The 13,834-nt window shown below is 58.0% G+C and carries 13 protein-coding genes and 1 pseudogene; 9 read left to right on the forward strand and 5 right to left on the reverse strand.

The genetic code is table 11. The features are described from left to right. Window positions 1-33: 33 nt before the first annotated feature. Window positions 34-333: a hypothetical protein gene (locus tag KTQ37_RS16095; RefSeq protein ID WP_218631534.1), complete on the reverse strand. Its 300-nt coding sequence runs from the start codon at window positions 331-333 to the stop codon at window positions 34-36. A gap of 449 nt (window positions 334-782) precedes the next feature. Between KTQ37_RS16095 and KTQ37_RS16100 the strand changes: the two genes are divergently transcribed. After that, entirely contained in the window at window positions 783-1,016 is a 234-nt protein-coding gene (locus KTQ37_RS16100; RefSeq protein WP_218631535.1) for a hypothetical protein, read from the forward strand. Window positions 1,017-1,286: 270 nt separating this feature from the next. Here the strand turns inward: KTQ37_RS16100 and KTQ37_RS16105 are convergent, their stop codons facing one another. Genes KTQ37_RS16105 through tkt form a run of 3 tightly spaced genes read right to left on the reverse strand, consistent with a single transcriptional unit; the run spans window position 1,287 to window position 5,489 of the window. Then, on the reverse strand, window positions 1,287-2,549 hold the full coding sequence (locus KTQ37_RS16105; protein ID WP_236021298.1) for a glycerate kinase type-2 family protein: 1,263 nt from the start codon (window positions 2,547-2,549) through the stop codon (window positions 1,287-1,289). 4 nt (window positions 2,550-2,553) lie between these two features. Beyond that, complete coding sequence (locus tag KTQ37_RS16110; RefSeq protein WP_218631537.1) at window positions 2,554-3,519, reverse strand: D-2-hydroxyacid dehydrogenase; 966 nt, start codon at window positions 3,517-3,519, stop codon at window positions 2,554-2,556. Next, window positions 3,516-5,489 carry a transketolase gene (gene tkt, locus KTQ37_RS16115; RefSeq protein WP_218631538.1) on the reverse strand — a complete coding sequence of 658 codons (1,974 nt, stop codon included), beginning with the start codon at window positions 5,487-5,489 and terminating at the stop codon, window positions 3,516-3,518. The genes KTQ37_RS16110 and tkt overlap by 4 nt, the downstream gene beginning before the upstream one ends. Window positions 5,490-5,619: 130 nt before the next feature. On the opposite strand from tkt, the gene KTQ37_RS16120 reads away from it, so the two are divergent. From KTQ37_RS16120 to KTQ37_RS16150, 7 genes are all read left to right on the forward strand, one after another. Further along, window positions 5,620-6,516, forward strand: coding sequence for a LysR substrate-binding domain-containing protein (locus KTQ37_RS16120; RefSeq protein WP_218631539.1), 897 nt, complete (start codon window positions 5,620-5,622; stop codon window positions 6,514-6,516). A gap of 160 nt (window positions 6,517-6,676) precedes the next feature. Then, a complete protein-coding gene (locus tag KTQ37_RS16125; protein ID WP_218631540.1) occupies window positions 6,677-7,531 on the forward strand; it encodes a transketolase in 855 nt (284 codons plus the stop codon). Beyond that, entirely contained in the window at window positions 7,528-8,565 is a 1,038-nt protein-coding gene (locus KTQ37_RS16130) for a transketolase family protein (RefSeq protein WP_218631546.1), read from the forward strand. Before KTQ37_RS16125 ends, KTQ37_RS16130 begins: the two co-directional genes overlap by 4 nt. 23 nt (window positions 8,566-8,588) lie before the next feature. After that, window positions 8,589-9,341, forward strand: a complete 753-nt coding sequence (locus KTQ37_RS16135) for an SDR family NAD(P)-dependent oxidoreductase (RefSeq protein WP_218631541.1) — start codon at window positions 8,589-8,591, stop codon at window positions 9,339-9,341. A gap of 92 nt (window positions 9,342-9,433) precedes the next feature. Further along, window positions 9,434-10,381 (forward strand): TRAP transporter substrate-binding protein, encoded by a 948-nt coding sequence (locus KTQ37_RS16140; protein ID WP_236021299.1) that lies wholly within the window; start codon window positions 9,434-9,436, stop codon window positions 10,379-10,381. Next, entirely contained in the window at window positions 10,378-10,950 is a 573-nt protein-coding gene (locus KTQ37_RS16145) for a TRAP transporter small permease (RefSeq protein WP_218631543.1), read from the forward strand. Before KTQ37_RS16140 ends, KTQ37_RS16145 begins: the two co-directional genes overlap by 4 nt. 24 nt (window positions 10,951-10,974) lie before the next feature. Beyond that, window positions 10,975-12,219 carry a TRAP transporter large permease gene (locus tag KTQ37_RS16150; protein WP_459565443.1) on the forward strand — a complete coding sequence of 415 codons (1,245 nt, stop codon included), beginning with the start codon at window positions 10,975-10,977 and terminating at the stop codon, window positions 12,217-12,219. 2 nt (window positions 12,220-12,221) lie between these two features. On the opposite strand, the gene KTQ37_RS16155 is transcribed toward KTQ37_RS16150, so the two are convergent. Beyond that, entirely contained in the window at window positions 12,222-13,208 is a 987-nt protein-coding gene (locus tag KTQ37_RS16155) for a LysR substrate-binding domain-containing protein (RefSeq protein ID WP_218631545.1), read from the reverse strand. A gap of 245 nt (window positions 13,209-13,453) precedes the next feature. Here KTQ37_RS16155 and KTQ37_RS16160 point away from each other — a divergent pair. After that, window positions 13,454-13,834: pseudogene (locus KTQ37_RS16160) on the forward strand (transposase); the annotation flags it as partial.

A 13,834-nucleotide genomic window follows, 5' to 3' on the forward strand; every position in this document is an offset into this window, starting at 1 on the left:
AAGTGGACGACTTTTACGCCGCCCGCAGCCGCATCATGCCGCCGCTACCGTGGACGAATTTCGCACCGCCGTTCTCAGGACTTTCCAGTTCTCAGAATTCAGGCCTGGGTGAATGATCTGCAGCTTCGTCCATCCGATCTTGAGAAGGTCTTCGCGGGAGACGGGGAGCCCCTCAAATCCGCGCACCACGGCCACGAGGTAGTAAGCCTTGCGCTTTCCGATCTTCAGGTCCGCAAGTAGGGCAGGGAGCTCGTCAGGGGCATCTTCCATCGTTTGGCGGATAAGCTCGCCTTGCTCAAGAAAGTTCAGTGTTTCAAGCTCTTTGTCGGGCATCATGTTCTCCTGGTTCTGTCCCTTTATGCTGCTTGAAAGCCGAATGAATACAATTGATTAAGTCTTCTGCGGCGAGATGTTGTGCATTTTGGGGCGATTGCTCTCAGTCCGTGCGGAAGCCCCTTTGAATGTATTTCCGAATGAATTATGCAATTAATTGCAGATACCCGCAACCAACATTATAATCTTCTATGGGCTAGCTCACCAATAGAACATTAGAGTTTGCGCCAACTATCATTTGCCTTCCATATGAGATGCTCTGATCCACCGCGATGATCAGTCAACGATGCTATTTCATGACACGTTCAACGCCTTGCTTTGAAGCTTGCGCTGCGCTGCAGCGAACGCATGGCGGGATTGCGGTCTTGTGGTTTGTTGAGGGGCTCGCGATCAAGTAGATAAAGCACCGAAGAAATTGACAATGCCGATCCAACAGCACTGAGGCTCCCATGACTTTGGCAACCAGCTATTCGTTCCGCGAAAACAGCCTCGGCAAGAAGTTCAAGGGTGTTTTGTCGATCGTTGTTGGGCGGATGGGCGATGTCCTCTTGGCCGCTACGGAAGCGCAGTCGCGCGCCGGTGAAATCAAACGCCTTGAGGCGCTCAGTGATCTCGAACTCGCAGTGCGGGGGCTGTCGCGCGATCGTATTGTGAATTACGTTTTTCGTGACAAGATCGCCTGAACAGGCGGTTCGTGGTCTTGGCCTGACCCGGTCTTGACACCCGTTCCCGGTATCGAACTTATGACTTCAAACGATCCGGGTTGCCAATGGCCCGTTGAAACGCCTGCCCCCTCGAATGGGGCTATTCTTGGGTCGGATCTCCAATTGGCACTCAAGCTCAACTCGAGATCGGCGAATGACAGCAAGTCAATCGAGACGCCAGATTTCCCTTTGCGTCAGGGTCGCTAGAACGTTACGAATGCCATTGCTTCAGTTGCAGCCGTGAAGCGATTACCGAACGATAATGGCACGAAAATCGTTTACGTTCGTGTGCGTCGGGCCGGTTACGACCTGATCGCCTAGCAATGCAAAGAGACCATGCCCGTCGTAGGCCCGCATCGCGGCCGATAGCGTATACCCCAAGGCCTCGGCCCGAGCCACGGTCGTACCATCTACGAAGGCACCGGCCACCTCGGCTGCCCCGTCTATGCCGTCGGTGTCGCCCGCGAGCGCTGCGATACCGTCCACATCCGAGATGGCTTCAGCAAATCCCATAAGGAATTCGACATTGCGGCCACCGCGTCCACTGGCGCGATCCGGAAGTGTTACGGTGGTTTCGCCTCCGGAAAGGAGCACACATGGTGCACGCAGTGAAGACTTTCCGGACTTCACTGCGAGTGCAAGCCCCGCGAAGACGCGTCCTGCGACGCGCGCTTCTCCTTCGATGGCGTCGCCCAAAAGATAGCAGGGCAGCATGGCGACGGCGGTTGCCGCCTCCAATGCCATCTGCGGCGTGGCGATCAGATGAAATTCCGATCGTGATAGGGCCTCCGACCCAGGTTTTGGTGTTTCCATGGACGGGTCGGTCAGAATCGCAGCAATGGAGCTGGCGGGCCTGATGCCGTAATTTTCAAGCACGGCCCGCGCATCTGCCTGCGTCGTGGGATCGGCTACGGTAGGACCCGAGCCGATCATCTCTGGCCTGTCGCCGGGCACATCCGAAATCGCGAAGGACAGGCAGCGCGCTGGATAGGCCGCCGCGGCAAGCCGCCCGCCCTTTAGCGCCGAGATGTGACGGCGGACAGTGTTCATCTCTGCGATTGTTGCCCCCGAGGTCAGGAGCGCTCTCGTCAGGGCTGCTTTGTCCTCAAGGTTGATTCCGTCCAGCCCCATGGACAAGAGTGCCGAAGCCCCCCCAGAAATCAACACAACAAGAGTATCGCCATCGCCAAGCGAGGACGCGAGCGCGAGGATCCTTGCGGCTGCGTCACCTCCCGCTTGATCTGGAACGGGATGGGCTGCCTCAATCACCTCGATCTGCCTTGTGGGTAGTATATGGCCATATCGTGTAAGCGCGATTCCCTCGCAAGGACCCCAGGCATTTTCTAGTGCCCCGGCCATGGCAGCCGCTGCCTTTCCGACCGCCACAACGGCAACACGACCGGATTCGGGTTTGGGCGGCAGAACACGCGGCAGAACCGATGCGGGCCGAGCAGCCTCGATCGCTGTGTCAAACAATGTGCGCAAGAGCGCTCTGTCGTCGAAGCTATCCATCGACTTACTCATCTTTAGGTGTAAGCAAGTTGATCGGCTGGCCAGCCTCGAAGGCCTCAATGACGGTGATAAGCTGGTTTGAAAGCGCCGTCTGAGCTTCGTCCGAAGCCCAGGCTATGTGCGGTGTAACGATAACGCGCGGATCATTTGCGAGTGTCATTAGGATATCGTCAGGCGGTGGAGGCTCGCGGTCGGCAACGTCGATGCCCGCGCCAGAAATGACGCCATTGCTCAGGGCACGTTCAAGAGCGGGCAAGTCAATCAACCCGCCCCGAGCCGTGTTGATTACGATGGGTCGGCGCTTCATATGTGCGAAGGCTGCATCTCCGATTATACCGCGCGTTTCTGGCGTCAGCGGACAATGCAGGGAAATCACGTCGACGCGTTCGCAGAATTCCTCAAAGGGTACCCGCCCGTCGGTCGCGTCCGTTCCTGGACGCGCGGCATAAATGACCTCCATTCCGAAAGCCTTGCCGAGAGCCGCGACGCGCTGGCCAATCCCACCCTTGCCGACGATGCCGAGTGTTGCCCCGGAAAGGTCATGTATTGGCGTCTTGAAAAAGCAAAACTGCCCGGATCGTTGCCATTCGCCCTGACGAACGGCCTCGGCGTAGGATACGATCCCACGCCGCAGGCCGAGGAGCAGAGCCATGACATGCTCAGGGACCGTGTTCACAGAGTAGCCACGTATATTGCACACCGCGACACCTCGGGCGGTGCATGCTGTCAGATCTACACAGTCGTACCCTGTTGCGGCGACAGCGATCAGTTCCAAATATGGTGCCGCTGCGAGTTCGGCCGCTCCCATGCGAACCTTGTTCGTGATCGCTATCCGCGCATTCCTCAAGCGTTCGGAGGTCTGATTGGCTGCGGTGCGTTCGTATTCGACCCAGTCGTGTGCGAACGCCGGACGCGGCAGCGCGATTTGCGGCGCAATGGTTGCGCGATCCAGAAAGACGATCTGCTTCATATCCTGCTCTTTCCCAAGCACTCTTGTGCAACAGCAACGATATGCTGAGCGGTAATTCCGAAATGTTCGTAGAGAATCTCTGCGCGTGCAGATGCTCCGAATGTTGTCATGCCGACAAACTGATCCTCGGGGCGTAGCCAACGCTCCCAACCGAATGACAAGGCGGCTTCTACGGCGATCCGTGGCGCTGATCCGAGCACAGCCTGCCTATAGGTGGCGTCCTGCTCCGAGAATATTTCCCAGCACGGCATTGACACGACGGCCGCAGAAATACCGAGAGCTGACAACATCCCTTGTGCTTGTGCGGCGATCGCAACCTCGGTTCCGGTCGAAATCAGTGTGATGTCGCGCGGTCCCGTCGCCTCGCGCAGGACATAAGCGCCACGCCTACATAGATTTTCAGCGGTGCTGCGACGAAGTGGCGGAGTGGGTTGTTTCGACAGCGCCAGAAGGCTTGGACCCGAACGGTGCTCAAGGGCAATCTGCCAAACTTCGGCAGTTTCCACGGCATCGGCAGGGCGAAATACTCGCATGTTCGGCATTGCGCGAAAACTCGCCAACACCTCGACCGGTTGATGCGTCGGTCCATTCGAGCCGACCCCGATTGAGTCGTGGCTGAACACGAAAAGCGCGGGCAAGCCCATCAACGCCGCCATCCGCATTGCCGGGCGTTCGTAATCGGCAAACGCGAGATATGTAACGTTAATCGGGCGCAGGCCCCCGTGGGCCGCGATGCCGTCCGTCATTGCGCCCATCAAATGCTCCCGTACGCCACAATGGACATAGTTCCCATCGCGATTGACGGCATCGAATGATTTTCGGCTGCGCTTGTGGTTCGTCGGTGCCTCAAGGTCGGCGCATAGAACGATGGTTTCCGGCAATGTCTGGGCAATGACATCGCAGATATCCCCGGACGATATGATGGTGGCCTGCTCGGAGGGCTTGTTCTCGGCTTGCGCCTTGAAATCGGCAGCAGTCTTCGCCCAATCAGACGGAAGGTTGCCCTCGTTCCATCGACGAAAATCTAGGGCATCTGCGCTGCGCTCAAGCCGCCCGACCCACTCGCGATGATCTCGCGCCCCGCGGTCCAGTACTGTACGCCAATCTCGCAGGACCTGTTCGGGAACCGCGAATGCCGGGTGCGGCCAGCCTAGCGCTTTCCTTGCGTCCTCGGAATCTGCGGCAGTCAGCGGGGCGCTGTGCCCGCCGCGCTGACCTTGCAGGCGCGGAATCCCCTTGGCAATCGTTGTGCGGCAGGCAATGAGAGATGGGCGGTGATCGTGTTTGCTGGCTTCCATCGCCGCATCAATTGCCGCGATGTCATGGCCATCAATCTCCTGAACATGCCAGTTCGCCGCTCGAAATCGCGCGGGGACATCCTCACTTATCGAAAGCGCGGTGTCGCCGTCATCCGTGATGTGGTTGTCGTCCCAAAGAAAGCAGAGTTTGCCCAGTTGAAGGTGACCTGCTAGTGAGATCGCCTCTTGACCAACACCTTCCTGCAGGCATCCATCGCCCACAAATGCCCAGGTTCGGTGATCAACGAGTTCGCTGCCAAACCGGGCAGACAATCGCGCCTCTGCAACAGCCATGCCGACGGCGCAAGCTATGCCCTGTCCAAGTAGACCGGTCGTGATTTCGATCCCTGCATGCTGCTCGATTTCAGGGTGGCCAGCGCAGATCGAACCCAGTTTGCGAAAGGATTTCATCGCTTCAAGAGTAAGATGTTCGTAACCCGCAAGATGCAGGAGCGTATAGAGCAGCATCGAGCCATGCCCATTCGACAGAACGACACGATCACGATCTGGCCAAAGCGGATCAGAGCTATCCGCTTTCAAATGACGCGCATACAGCGTGGCTGCAATTTCGGCCATGCCGAGCGGTACGCCTTGATGTCCCTCGCCCGCATTAAGGATCGAGTCGAGCGCAAGGAATCGGATGGCATGCGCCATCTGCTGAATATCGGGCATTCTAGCTCCTCCCAGAGGCGCCATTCGCTCATTCGGGATGGCGCCCTACCGGAGTAGCGTTTCGTTCAGATGAGGCACAAGCGACGATATTTCATTGAGTGGTGAATTTAATTCATGTAAATGTTGCGCGATGTTTGGTGGTGCCACGCTCAATATGCTGCGCAGCTTTGAGGCCGCAGCTCGTCACGGCAGCTTCAAGGGAGCTGCGGATGAACTTGGCTTGTCTCCAAGTGCGATCAGCCACGCAGTGCGTCAGCTTGAGGATAACCTTGGTGCGCGCCTGTTCGATCGGGCGGGCCGCGGCGTCCATCCGAGTTTGGAAGGATTGGCGCTTCTTCAGCGGCTCTCGGTTGCCTTTGACGAGATTCGTCGCGGAGTGGAAGATGTCGGTCGGCGCGGCCCGGCGCAGCTTCGGCTGCATGTCGCTCCCAGTTTTGCCGCACTCTGGCTTGTTCCAAGGCTTCGCGAATTCACTCTTGCTCATCCGCAGGTCGAACTGAATCTGGCGGCCGATACCCAATACGCTCGATTTGCCAATGATGAGTTCGATCTCGACATCGTTTATGGGCCTATTCACGCCGAGGGCGTTCTGGTCATTCCCTTGGGGCAGGAAACGGTGACACCGCTTTGTTCGCCCGAGTTGGCAACCGCACTGCGTGTGCCAGAAGATCTTGCAGGCTTCCCGCTTATCCAAAGTGACCAAAAGCAAGTACGTTGGGATGACTGGCTTCAGCGCAGCGGAATTTCGCGGCTGATTGGGCGGTCATTGCGTTTCGACCGCAGCTTTCTGGCGCTGTCCGCAGCGACTAATGGGTTAGGAGTGGCGCTTGAGTCTACCAGGCTCGCTGAGGCCGATCTTGAATCCGGGCGGTTGGTCGCCCCGTTTCTCGGGAAGGGACGTGATATCGACTATGTCGGACACAGTCTGATCTTGCCGCGTGCGCGGCCATTGCATAGCCCGGTGCGTGCTTTCGCACGCTGGCTCCTTCGTAGCCTGAATGTTCCCCACAAGATGTTCGAAGAGTGAGTTGATAGTTTAATTCAAGTTGTCTGGCATCACTATGTGGCTGAGACGATGCCTTAAGTTGTTAAGTATAACTAACGAGTTTTGGATTTTTTCTTAAAATACTTCGGTTTGCCCGGCTGCTAGGTTCACTCCAAGACGCGAGATCGTCTGGGAGGAAATCATGACTATTGACAGCCGCAGCGCGGCGTTGACCAACACTTCGTTGGCCATGCGCGCATGGAATATTCGCCGAAAGGCCCTGATGATGGGCGAAGTCCAAGGGCAGGGATATATCGGTCAGGCGCTAGGCGTCGCCGATGTATTGGCCACTGCCTATTTTCACGCTCTCGACTATCGCTCTGATGATCCGGAATGGGAGGGGCGCGATCGTTTCCTGCTCTCGATTGGCCACTACGCGATTGCGCTCTACTCGGTGTTGATGGAGGCAGGCATTCTGCCTGACGAGGAACTCGAAACCTACGGCATGGACGATTCGCGCATGCCGATGTCGGGCATGGCCTCATACACGCCCGGCATGGAGATCACGGGCGGATCGCTCGGCCATGGACTCGGGATAGCCGTGGGCATGGCGCTTGGGCTCAAGCGTAAGAACAATCCGGCATTTGTCTACAACCTTATGTCGGACGGAGAACTGGGCGAAGGCTCCACCTGGGAAGCGGCCATGTCGGGGGCCCATCACAAGCTCGACAATCTGATCTGCCTTGTTGATTTCAATGATCAGCAAGCCGACGGCAAATCGACCGAAATGCTTTGCTCGGAACCACTAACCGAAAAATGGGAAGCCTTTGGCTGGTTTGCTCAGCGTGTGGACGGCAACGATTTGGCTGCCGTCGTCGATGCATTCGATCGCGCTCGTTCCTGCTCAGACGCTAGACCTCGAGTGATCATTTTCGACACCACCATGTGTAAGGGCGTTCCGTTCCTTGAGCGCCGCGAGATCACACATTTCGTTCGCGTCGAAGCCGATGAGTGGGCGAAGGCGCTGGCCGTATTGGACGAAGGAAAACCGGCATGACTTTGGCATCCATGGCTCGCAAATATGAACCGCGTAAAGTGACTCCTGCAAGTGAGCGTGTTGCCACCTCGGCCATGATCGCTTCGCTTGCTGCCGAGGGGTATGAAACGGTTTCCGCGCCTTTCGGCCACGCCTTGGTCGACGCTGCGCGCAAGAACGACAAGATCGTGGGCCTCACCGCGGACTTGGGAAAATACACGGACCTGCACATCTTCGGTCAGGAGATGCCTGACCGCTATTACCAGATGGGTATGGCTGAACAGCTTCTGATGTCTGCGGCGGCGGGTATGGCGCGCGAGGGGTTCATTCCCTTTGCGACAACGTACGCGGTCTTCGCCGCACGCCGCGCCTATGATTTCATCGCCATGGCCATTGCCGAGGAGAACTTGCCAGTCAAAATCGTTTGCGCTCTGCCCGGCCTGACCACCGGCTATGGGCCGAGCCATCAGGCGACTGAAGACCTGGCGATCTTCCGTGGATTGCCGAACATGGTCCTGATCGATCCGTGCGACGCTGATGATATCACGGGCATGGTTCCGCAGATGATCGCGTATGAGGGACCGGTCTATGCACGCCTCTTGCGAGGCAAAGTCCCGTCGGTGCTTAGAAGACACAAGCCCGACTACAAGTTCCAACTCGGAATGGCGCAGATGATCCGCGAGGGGAATGACGTTCTGGTTATCTCAACCGGGATCATGACCATGCGCGCGCTCGATGCGGCCGAAGTACTTGCTGCGGATGGGGTCGAGGTGGCGGTGCTGCATTGCCCGACCATCAAACCGCTCGATCTCGATACGATTGCCGCAGAGGCGGCAAAGGGAGGCCGCCTCGTAGTGACGGCGGAGAACCACACGGTCATCGGAGGGCTGGGTGAGGCGGTCGCCACCGGGCTGATGATGCGCGGAATCCATCCGGCTTTCCGCATGATCGGGTTACCTGACGCGTTTTTGGAGGCGGGCGCACTGCCGACGTTGCACGACATGTATGGGCTTTCGGTCGACAAGGTCACCGAGCAGATCCGCAGCTGGCTCTGAGCTGCATTTAGGGAGGAAAAGGCATGGGCCTTCTAGACGGAAAATTCGCAATTATCACCGGGGCAGCCTCGCCCCGAGGATTGGGCAAGGCCACGGCGAGGCTGTTTGCCGAACATGGTGCCACGGTCGCAATTCTCGACCTTGATGAGGCCGCGGCGCGCGCTGCTGCTGCGGATCTTGGCGAGGGGCATGTTGGGCTTGCCTGCAACGTGGTTGACAAGGCTGCTTGTGTTGCGGCGGTCGAGGTGTTGCGCAAGCTTTGGGGACGGATCGATATCCTGGTCAACAACGCAGGGATCACGCAGCCGCTGAAGTTCATGGAGATCGAGCCAGAAAACTACGATGCGGTCACTGACGTGAATCTGCGTGGCACACTCTACATGAGCCAGGCCGTGCTGCCGACAATGCGCGCGCAGAAGTATGGCTCGATCGTGAACCTTTCTTCGGTTTCGGCGCAGCGCGGGGGCGGCATCTTTGGTGGTCCGCACTATTCGGCAGCCAAGGCTGGCGTTCTGGGTCTGACCAAGGCCCTAGCCCGCGAGGCCGCACCGGACAATGTGCGCGCCAATGCGATTTGCCCCGGCTTCATCGCAACCGACATCACCGCCGGTAAGCTCACGCCAGAAATGCACGCCACTGTGCTTGCCGGGATTCCGATGGGACGTGCAGGCGAGGCGTCCGATGTTGCCGGCTGCGCACTGTTTCTTGCCTCGGATCTCTCGGCCTACTGCACGGGCTCAGAGGTGGACGTGAACGGTGGCTCGCTAATTCACTGACCAATCCGGGCTACCTGCCCGAGGAGGTTGGTAGGCAGCCCATAACCAAGTATCAGATCGACAGGAGGAGTAGACTGATGAATTCCAAGCTCATGGCGGCACTGGCCGCAACCACACTTCTGACCGGGGTAGCCCAAGCCGACGAGGTGATCTTTGCCCACGGCGCAAACCCCGGAAACCCGCGCTTTGTAGCTGCTGAAAAGTGGTCGGAGCTCTATGCCCAGTGTTCGGGCGACACTGTGAACCTCGCCCCCTCGGCAACGATGGGCGACGATGTTGAGCTGCTGACTTCGGCGACGGCTGGGGTGATCCAGATCACCGCCAATAGCCAAGGCGCGATGAGCCAGATTGTTCCCGAAATCGGCCTGCTTGGTCTGCCGTTCCTCTTCAATGACTTGCCGAGTGCCTGGAAGGTGCTTGATGGCGAAGTCGGAGGGATGCTTGATGCGCGAGCCCAAGACGCGGGGCTTAAGGTGCTCGGCTTCTGGGATAATGGTATCCGCCACGTTAGCCATGTGTCCAAGAATGTTCCGACACCCGCGGATCTCGCTGGCATGAAAATCCGCACCCCGCCGGATCAGATGACGGTCGATATCTTCGAGGCCCTGGGGGCCTCCCCGGCGCCACTGGCCTTCTCGGAATTGCCGACCGCTTTGCAGTCGGGTGTATTCGACGGGCAGGAAAACCCTCTGACCAATATCTACTCGTCGAAGATTCACGAGATTACCAAGTACATCACCCTGACCGGTCACAAGTATGAATCGACGCCAGTCGTGGCGGGGCTCGGCTGGTGGAGTTCGCTTGACGAAGGCAAGCAGAAATGCGCGCTCGAAGCCACGGCTGAGGCGGGCAAGTTGCAGCGTCAGCTCTCTCAGGAAGGAGAGACGACCCTGCGCCCGAAGATGGAGGCGGAAGGGGTGATCTTCGCCGAGGCCGACAAGGCCGCTTATCAGGCCGCTACGGCATCGGTGTATGAAAAGTATGCTGCCAATTACCCTGAACTGGTTGCGGCCCTGAAAGAGGCTGTGGGGATCAAATGAAACCCGAGCAGGCATATAATGATGCCTCGGAAGGGAAGGGGCGCGAGCGTCCCTTCCTACTTCTGGTAAACAGGCTCATTCAGTTGATTGCTCTGAGCGGCAAGATCGTCGCCGCGGCTTCGATTGTGATCTTGTTCAGCGCACTTCTTTGCAATGTCATCTTGCGCTACTTCTTTGGGTCGGGCATCGCTTGGGCCTATGAGATACATGCTGTTTTGCTACCTTGGCTAGTGGCCGGTGGCCTTCTGATTGCGGCCGCACGCGGCGCAAATATCGCGATTTCGATCCTGCCCGATCTCGTTCAACCGCGTCTTCGCCGGGTTATCCTGATCGGTATTGAGGGCTCCATTCTCGTCATCGTGCTGACCGTTCTTCACTCCAGTCTGCCGATCCTGAAAGCTTCCCGGTTCCAGGCGCTTTCGACGCTCGGGATCAAGCAAGTCTGGGGTTATGCGAGCATCTATTACGCATTCGCAGGCATGGGCCTGATCGCGGCGCTGGAGGTCGTGCGGCTGCTCTTTGGAGGCAGCGTTCAGGATCTTGCTATCGAACGGCGCAGCCTGAGCTGAGGGAGTTCTTCAATGTCTATGATCATGGTTTGGATATTCCTGATCCTTCTTTCCTGCGCTGTCCCTATTGCACACGCGATGTTGGGCGGGGTCGCTACGGCTCTTTGGCTTGAAGGCAAACCTCTGGCCGTCATCGCGCAGCGTCTCTACTCGCCTACCCAGAGCTTTCCGATGCTCGCCATACCGTTCTTCATACTCGCGGGAAACCTGATGATGTCGGGGCGGTTCGGGGTCTATCTCGTGAATATCGCGCGGCTGCTGGTCGGAAACCTCAAGGGCGGGATGGGGCAGGTGTCCATCATCGGTTCGGTGATGTTCGGTGGCGTTTCTGGTTCAGCTGTCGCTGACGCCACGGCCATCGGGAACGCTCTCATTCCCGTGCAGAAGGAGCAGGGCTATCCGTCAGGCTTCGCTGCCGCGATCAACTCGGCATCTTCGACTGTTTCGGTTCTGATCCCGCCTTCGATTCCTCTGATCCTCTTTGGCCTGGTGTCCAATGTTTCGATCGTGGATCTCTTCGTGGCTGGCGTGTTGCCCGGGCTTATGCTTGGTTTCGGAATGTTCGCCATGGTCTGGTGGGTTGCGGGTCGTCAGAACCTGCCGCGCTCTCCGCTCGAAGGCGGGTTCCGCGCCTTCCGCGGACAGATATTCGTCGCTCTTCCTGCGTTGCTGATGCCGGTATTCGTGATCGGTACGCTGCGCTTTGGCGTGGCAACCCCGACGGAGGTCTCTGTCATGGCGGTGGCCTACGCGCTACTGGTCTCGGGTGGGCTATATCGTGACCTGACTTGGCGCGGTATATGGGATGCCCTGGTGGACACGGCCATGATGACGGGTGCGGTGATGTTCATCATCATGGCCTCCTCCACCCTGCAATGGGTGATGACGGCCGAGCGTGTTCCCCAGCATCTGGCAGAGTGGGTGTCGCTGACCTTCTCGCAGCCTTGGATGGTTATACTTGCAATGAACTTGGTGATGCTGGTCGTGGGTGCCTTCCTGGATCTGCCGGCCGCAGTGCTGCTGCTTGGACCTCTCTTCGTGACCATCGCCAATTCCATTGGGCTCGATCTCGTGCAGCTTGGGTTGATGATGGTGGTGAACCTGGCGATCGGGCTTTACACTCCGCCCGTTGGCACAACGCTCTTCATCTCGATGGGGATCGCGAAATCCGGTCTGGGAGAGACAGTCAAAGCACTTCTTCCTTTTTACGGGGTCGCACTCGGAGTGCTACTGTTGATTTCGTTCCTGCCAGTGTTCACGATTTACTGAGCTCAAAGTCCCCACGGCTTAACATCAATGAGGTCGGTCGGAGAACCGACCCGGAAACTACAGCCGCGCGCGCTCAATTGGGCGCGTGCGGTATTGTCATGAATGCTACATGCTTCACCAAGCCACTCGGCGAAACGCTTGACGATACGCCTGTTCATGTGACGGGGAGGGCAGACCAACCAATAGGCCGGGAAGTCAATCACTTCAAACGCTGTCGAAAACGGCACAAGTTCGCCACGTTCCAGCTCGCCCAGGCAAAGAGTCACGCTGTCGAGCGCAATACCGCCTCCTTGTTTGGCCATCTCAATCGACATTGACGAGCGGTCGAAACGAAATGGATAGGTAAGGTTGGGCAGCGTAATCCTGTTTGATGCCAGCCACAAATCCCAGCGATAGAGCGTCTTGACGCTGTCAATCAATCGAGCATGTGCCAATTGCTCGACCGGGTCGTCGGAGATGCTTTGCAGCTCCTCAAGGTAGTGAGGGCTGCACAAGGGCAACACGAGGTCGTGCATCTTTGGCTCAACCAGAAGCCCGGACCAGGTGCCCAGTCCGTATCGCAAGTCAAAGTCGATTGACTCGGTCTCGAATGCCGAGAAGTCAGGGGTTGCGTCGATGCGGATATTCCAGTCCGGGTTGGCCGCCGCGAACGCGCCTACGCGCGGACCTAGCCAACGTACGCCAAAGCTGGGGCTGACACGGATCGTCAGATTGCGCATGTCGCGCTGATGCGCGATTGCCGAGCGTGCATTGCGGATCGCCCCGAAGGCTTGGGTCGTGGTCTGAAAGAGTCGATCTCCATCGAGTGTGAGGATCAGTCGGCGCTTTTCTCGGCGGAAGAGTTTCACAGCCAATTGAGTTTCAAGCGCGGCTAGCTGTTGGCTCACCGCGGACGGCGATACACCCAACTCGTCTGCGGCCTTGGTCACTGAACCGAGGCGCGCAACAGCCTCAAAGTACTCCGTGGCCTTAAGGTTTAGATCCCTCATGGATTTCGTTTCCGTTCCGAGTTTCGTCGTCTGGAACCAGACGTGTCAACTTTTGACCAAGTATGGTGTGGCTGGAATCACAATGGCCAAGCTTCAACTTAGTATCCGTTCCACGGGTGCAAAAGCATAGCCTGCTAGACCATTTGTGAAGAAACGACTTCAAGTGATCTGATCCCCGGAAACTGGACCGTTTGAAGCTGGAGTTTTCCGCTACGCTTTCCCGGCTGGGAGAGGAGTGGAATCGCATGAAGGCGAGCAAGTTTTCGGACGCGCAGAAGGCGTTCATCCTGAAGCAGGGCGAGGAAGGGACGCCGGTCGCGGAGATCTGCCGCAAGGCCGGGATCAGCCAGGCGACCTACTTCAGCTGGAAGAAGAAGTATGCCGGGCTGTTACCGGACGAGATGCGCCGGCTGAAGCAGCTCGAGGACGAGAACGCGCGGCTGAAGAAGATCGTGGCGGACCTGACGCTCGACCGCGAGATGTTGCAGGACGTCATTCGCCGAAAGCTCTGAAGCCTGGTCGCACGCGCGAACTCATTCGCGGGATGTGCAGCGATTGGGCGGTTTCGATCCGGAAAGCCTGTGGGGCCATCGGGTTCGACCGCTCGACGTTCCACTACAAGTCCC

It is taken from the genome of Sedimentimonas flavescens (assembly GCF_019264375.1).
Taxonomy (GTDB): Bacteria; Pseudomonadota; Alphaproteobacteria; order Rhodobacterales; family Rhodobacteraceae; genus Rhodobacter; species Rhodobacter flavescens.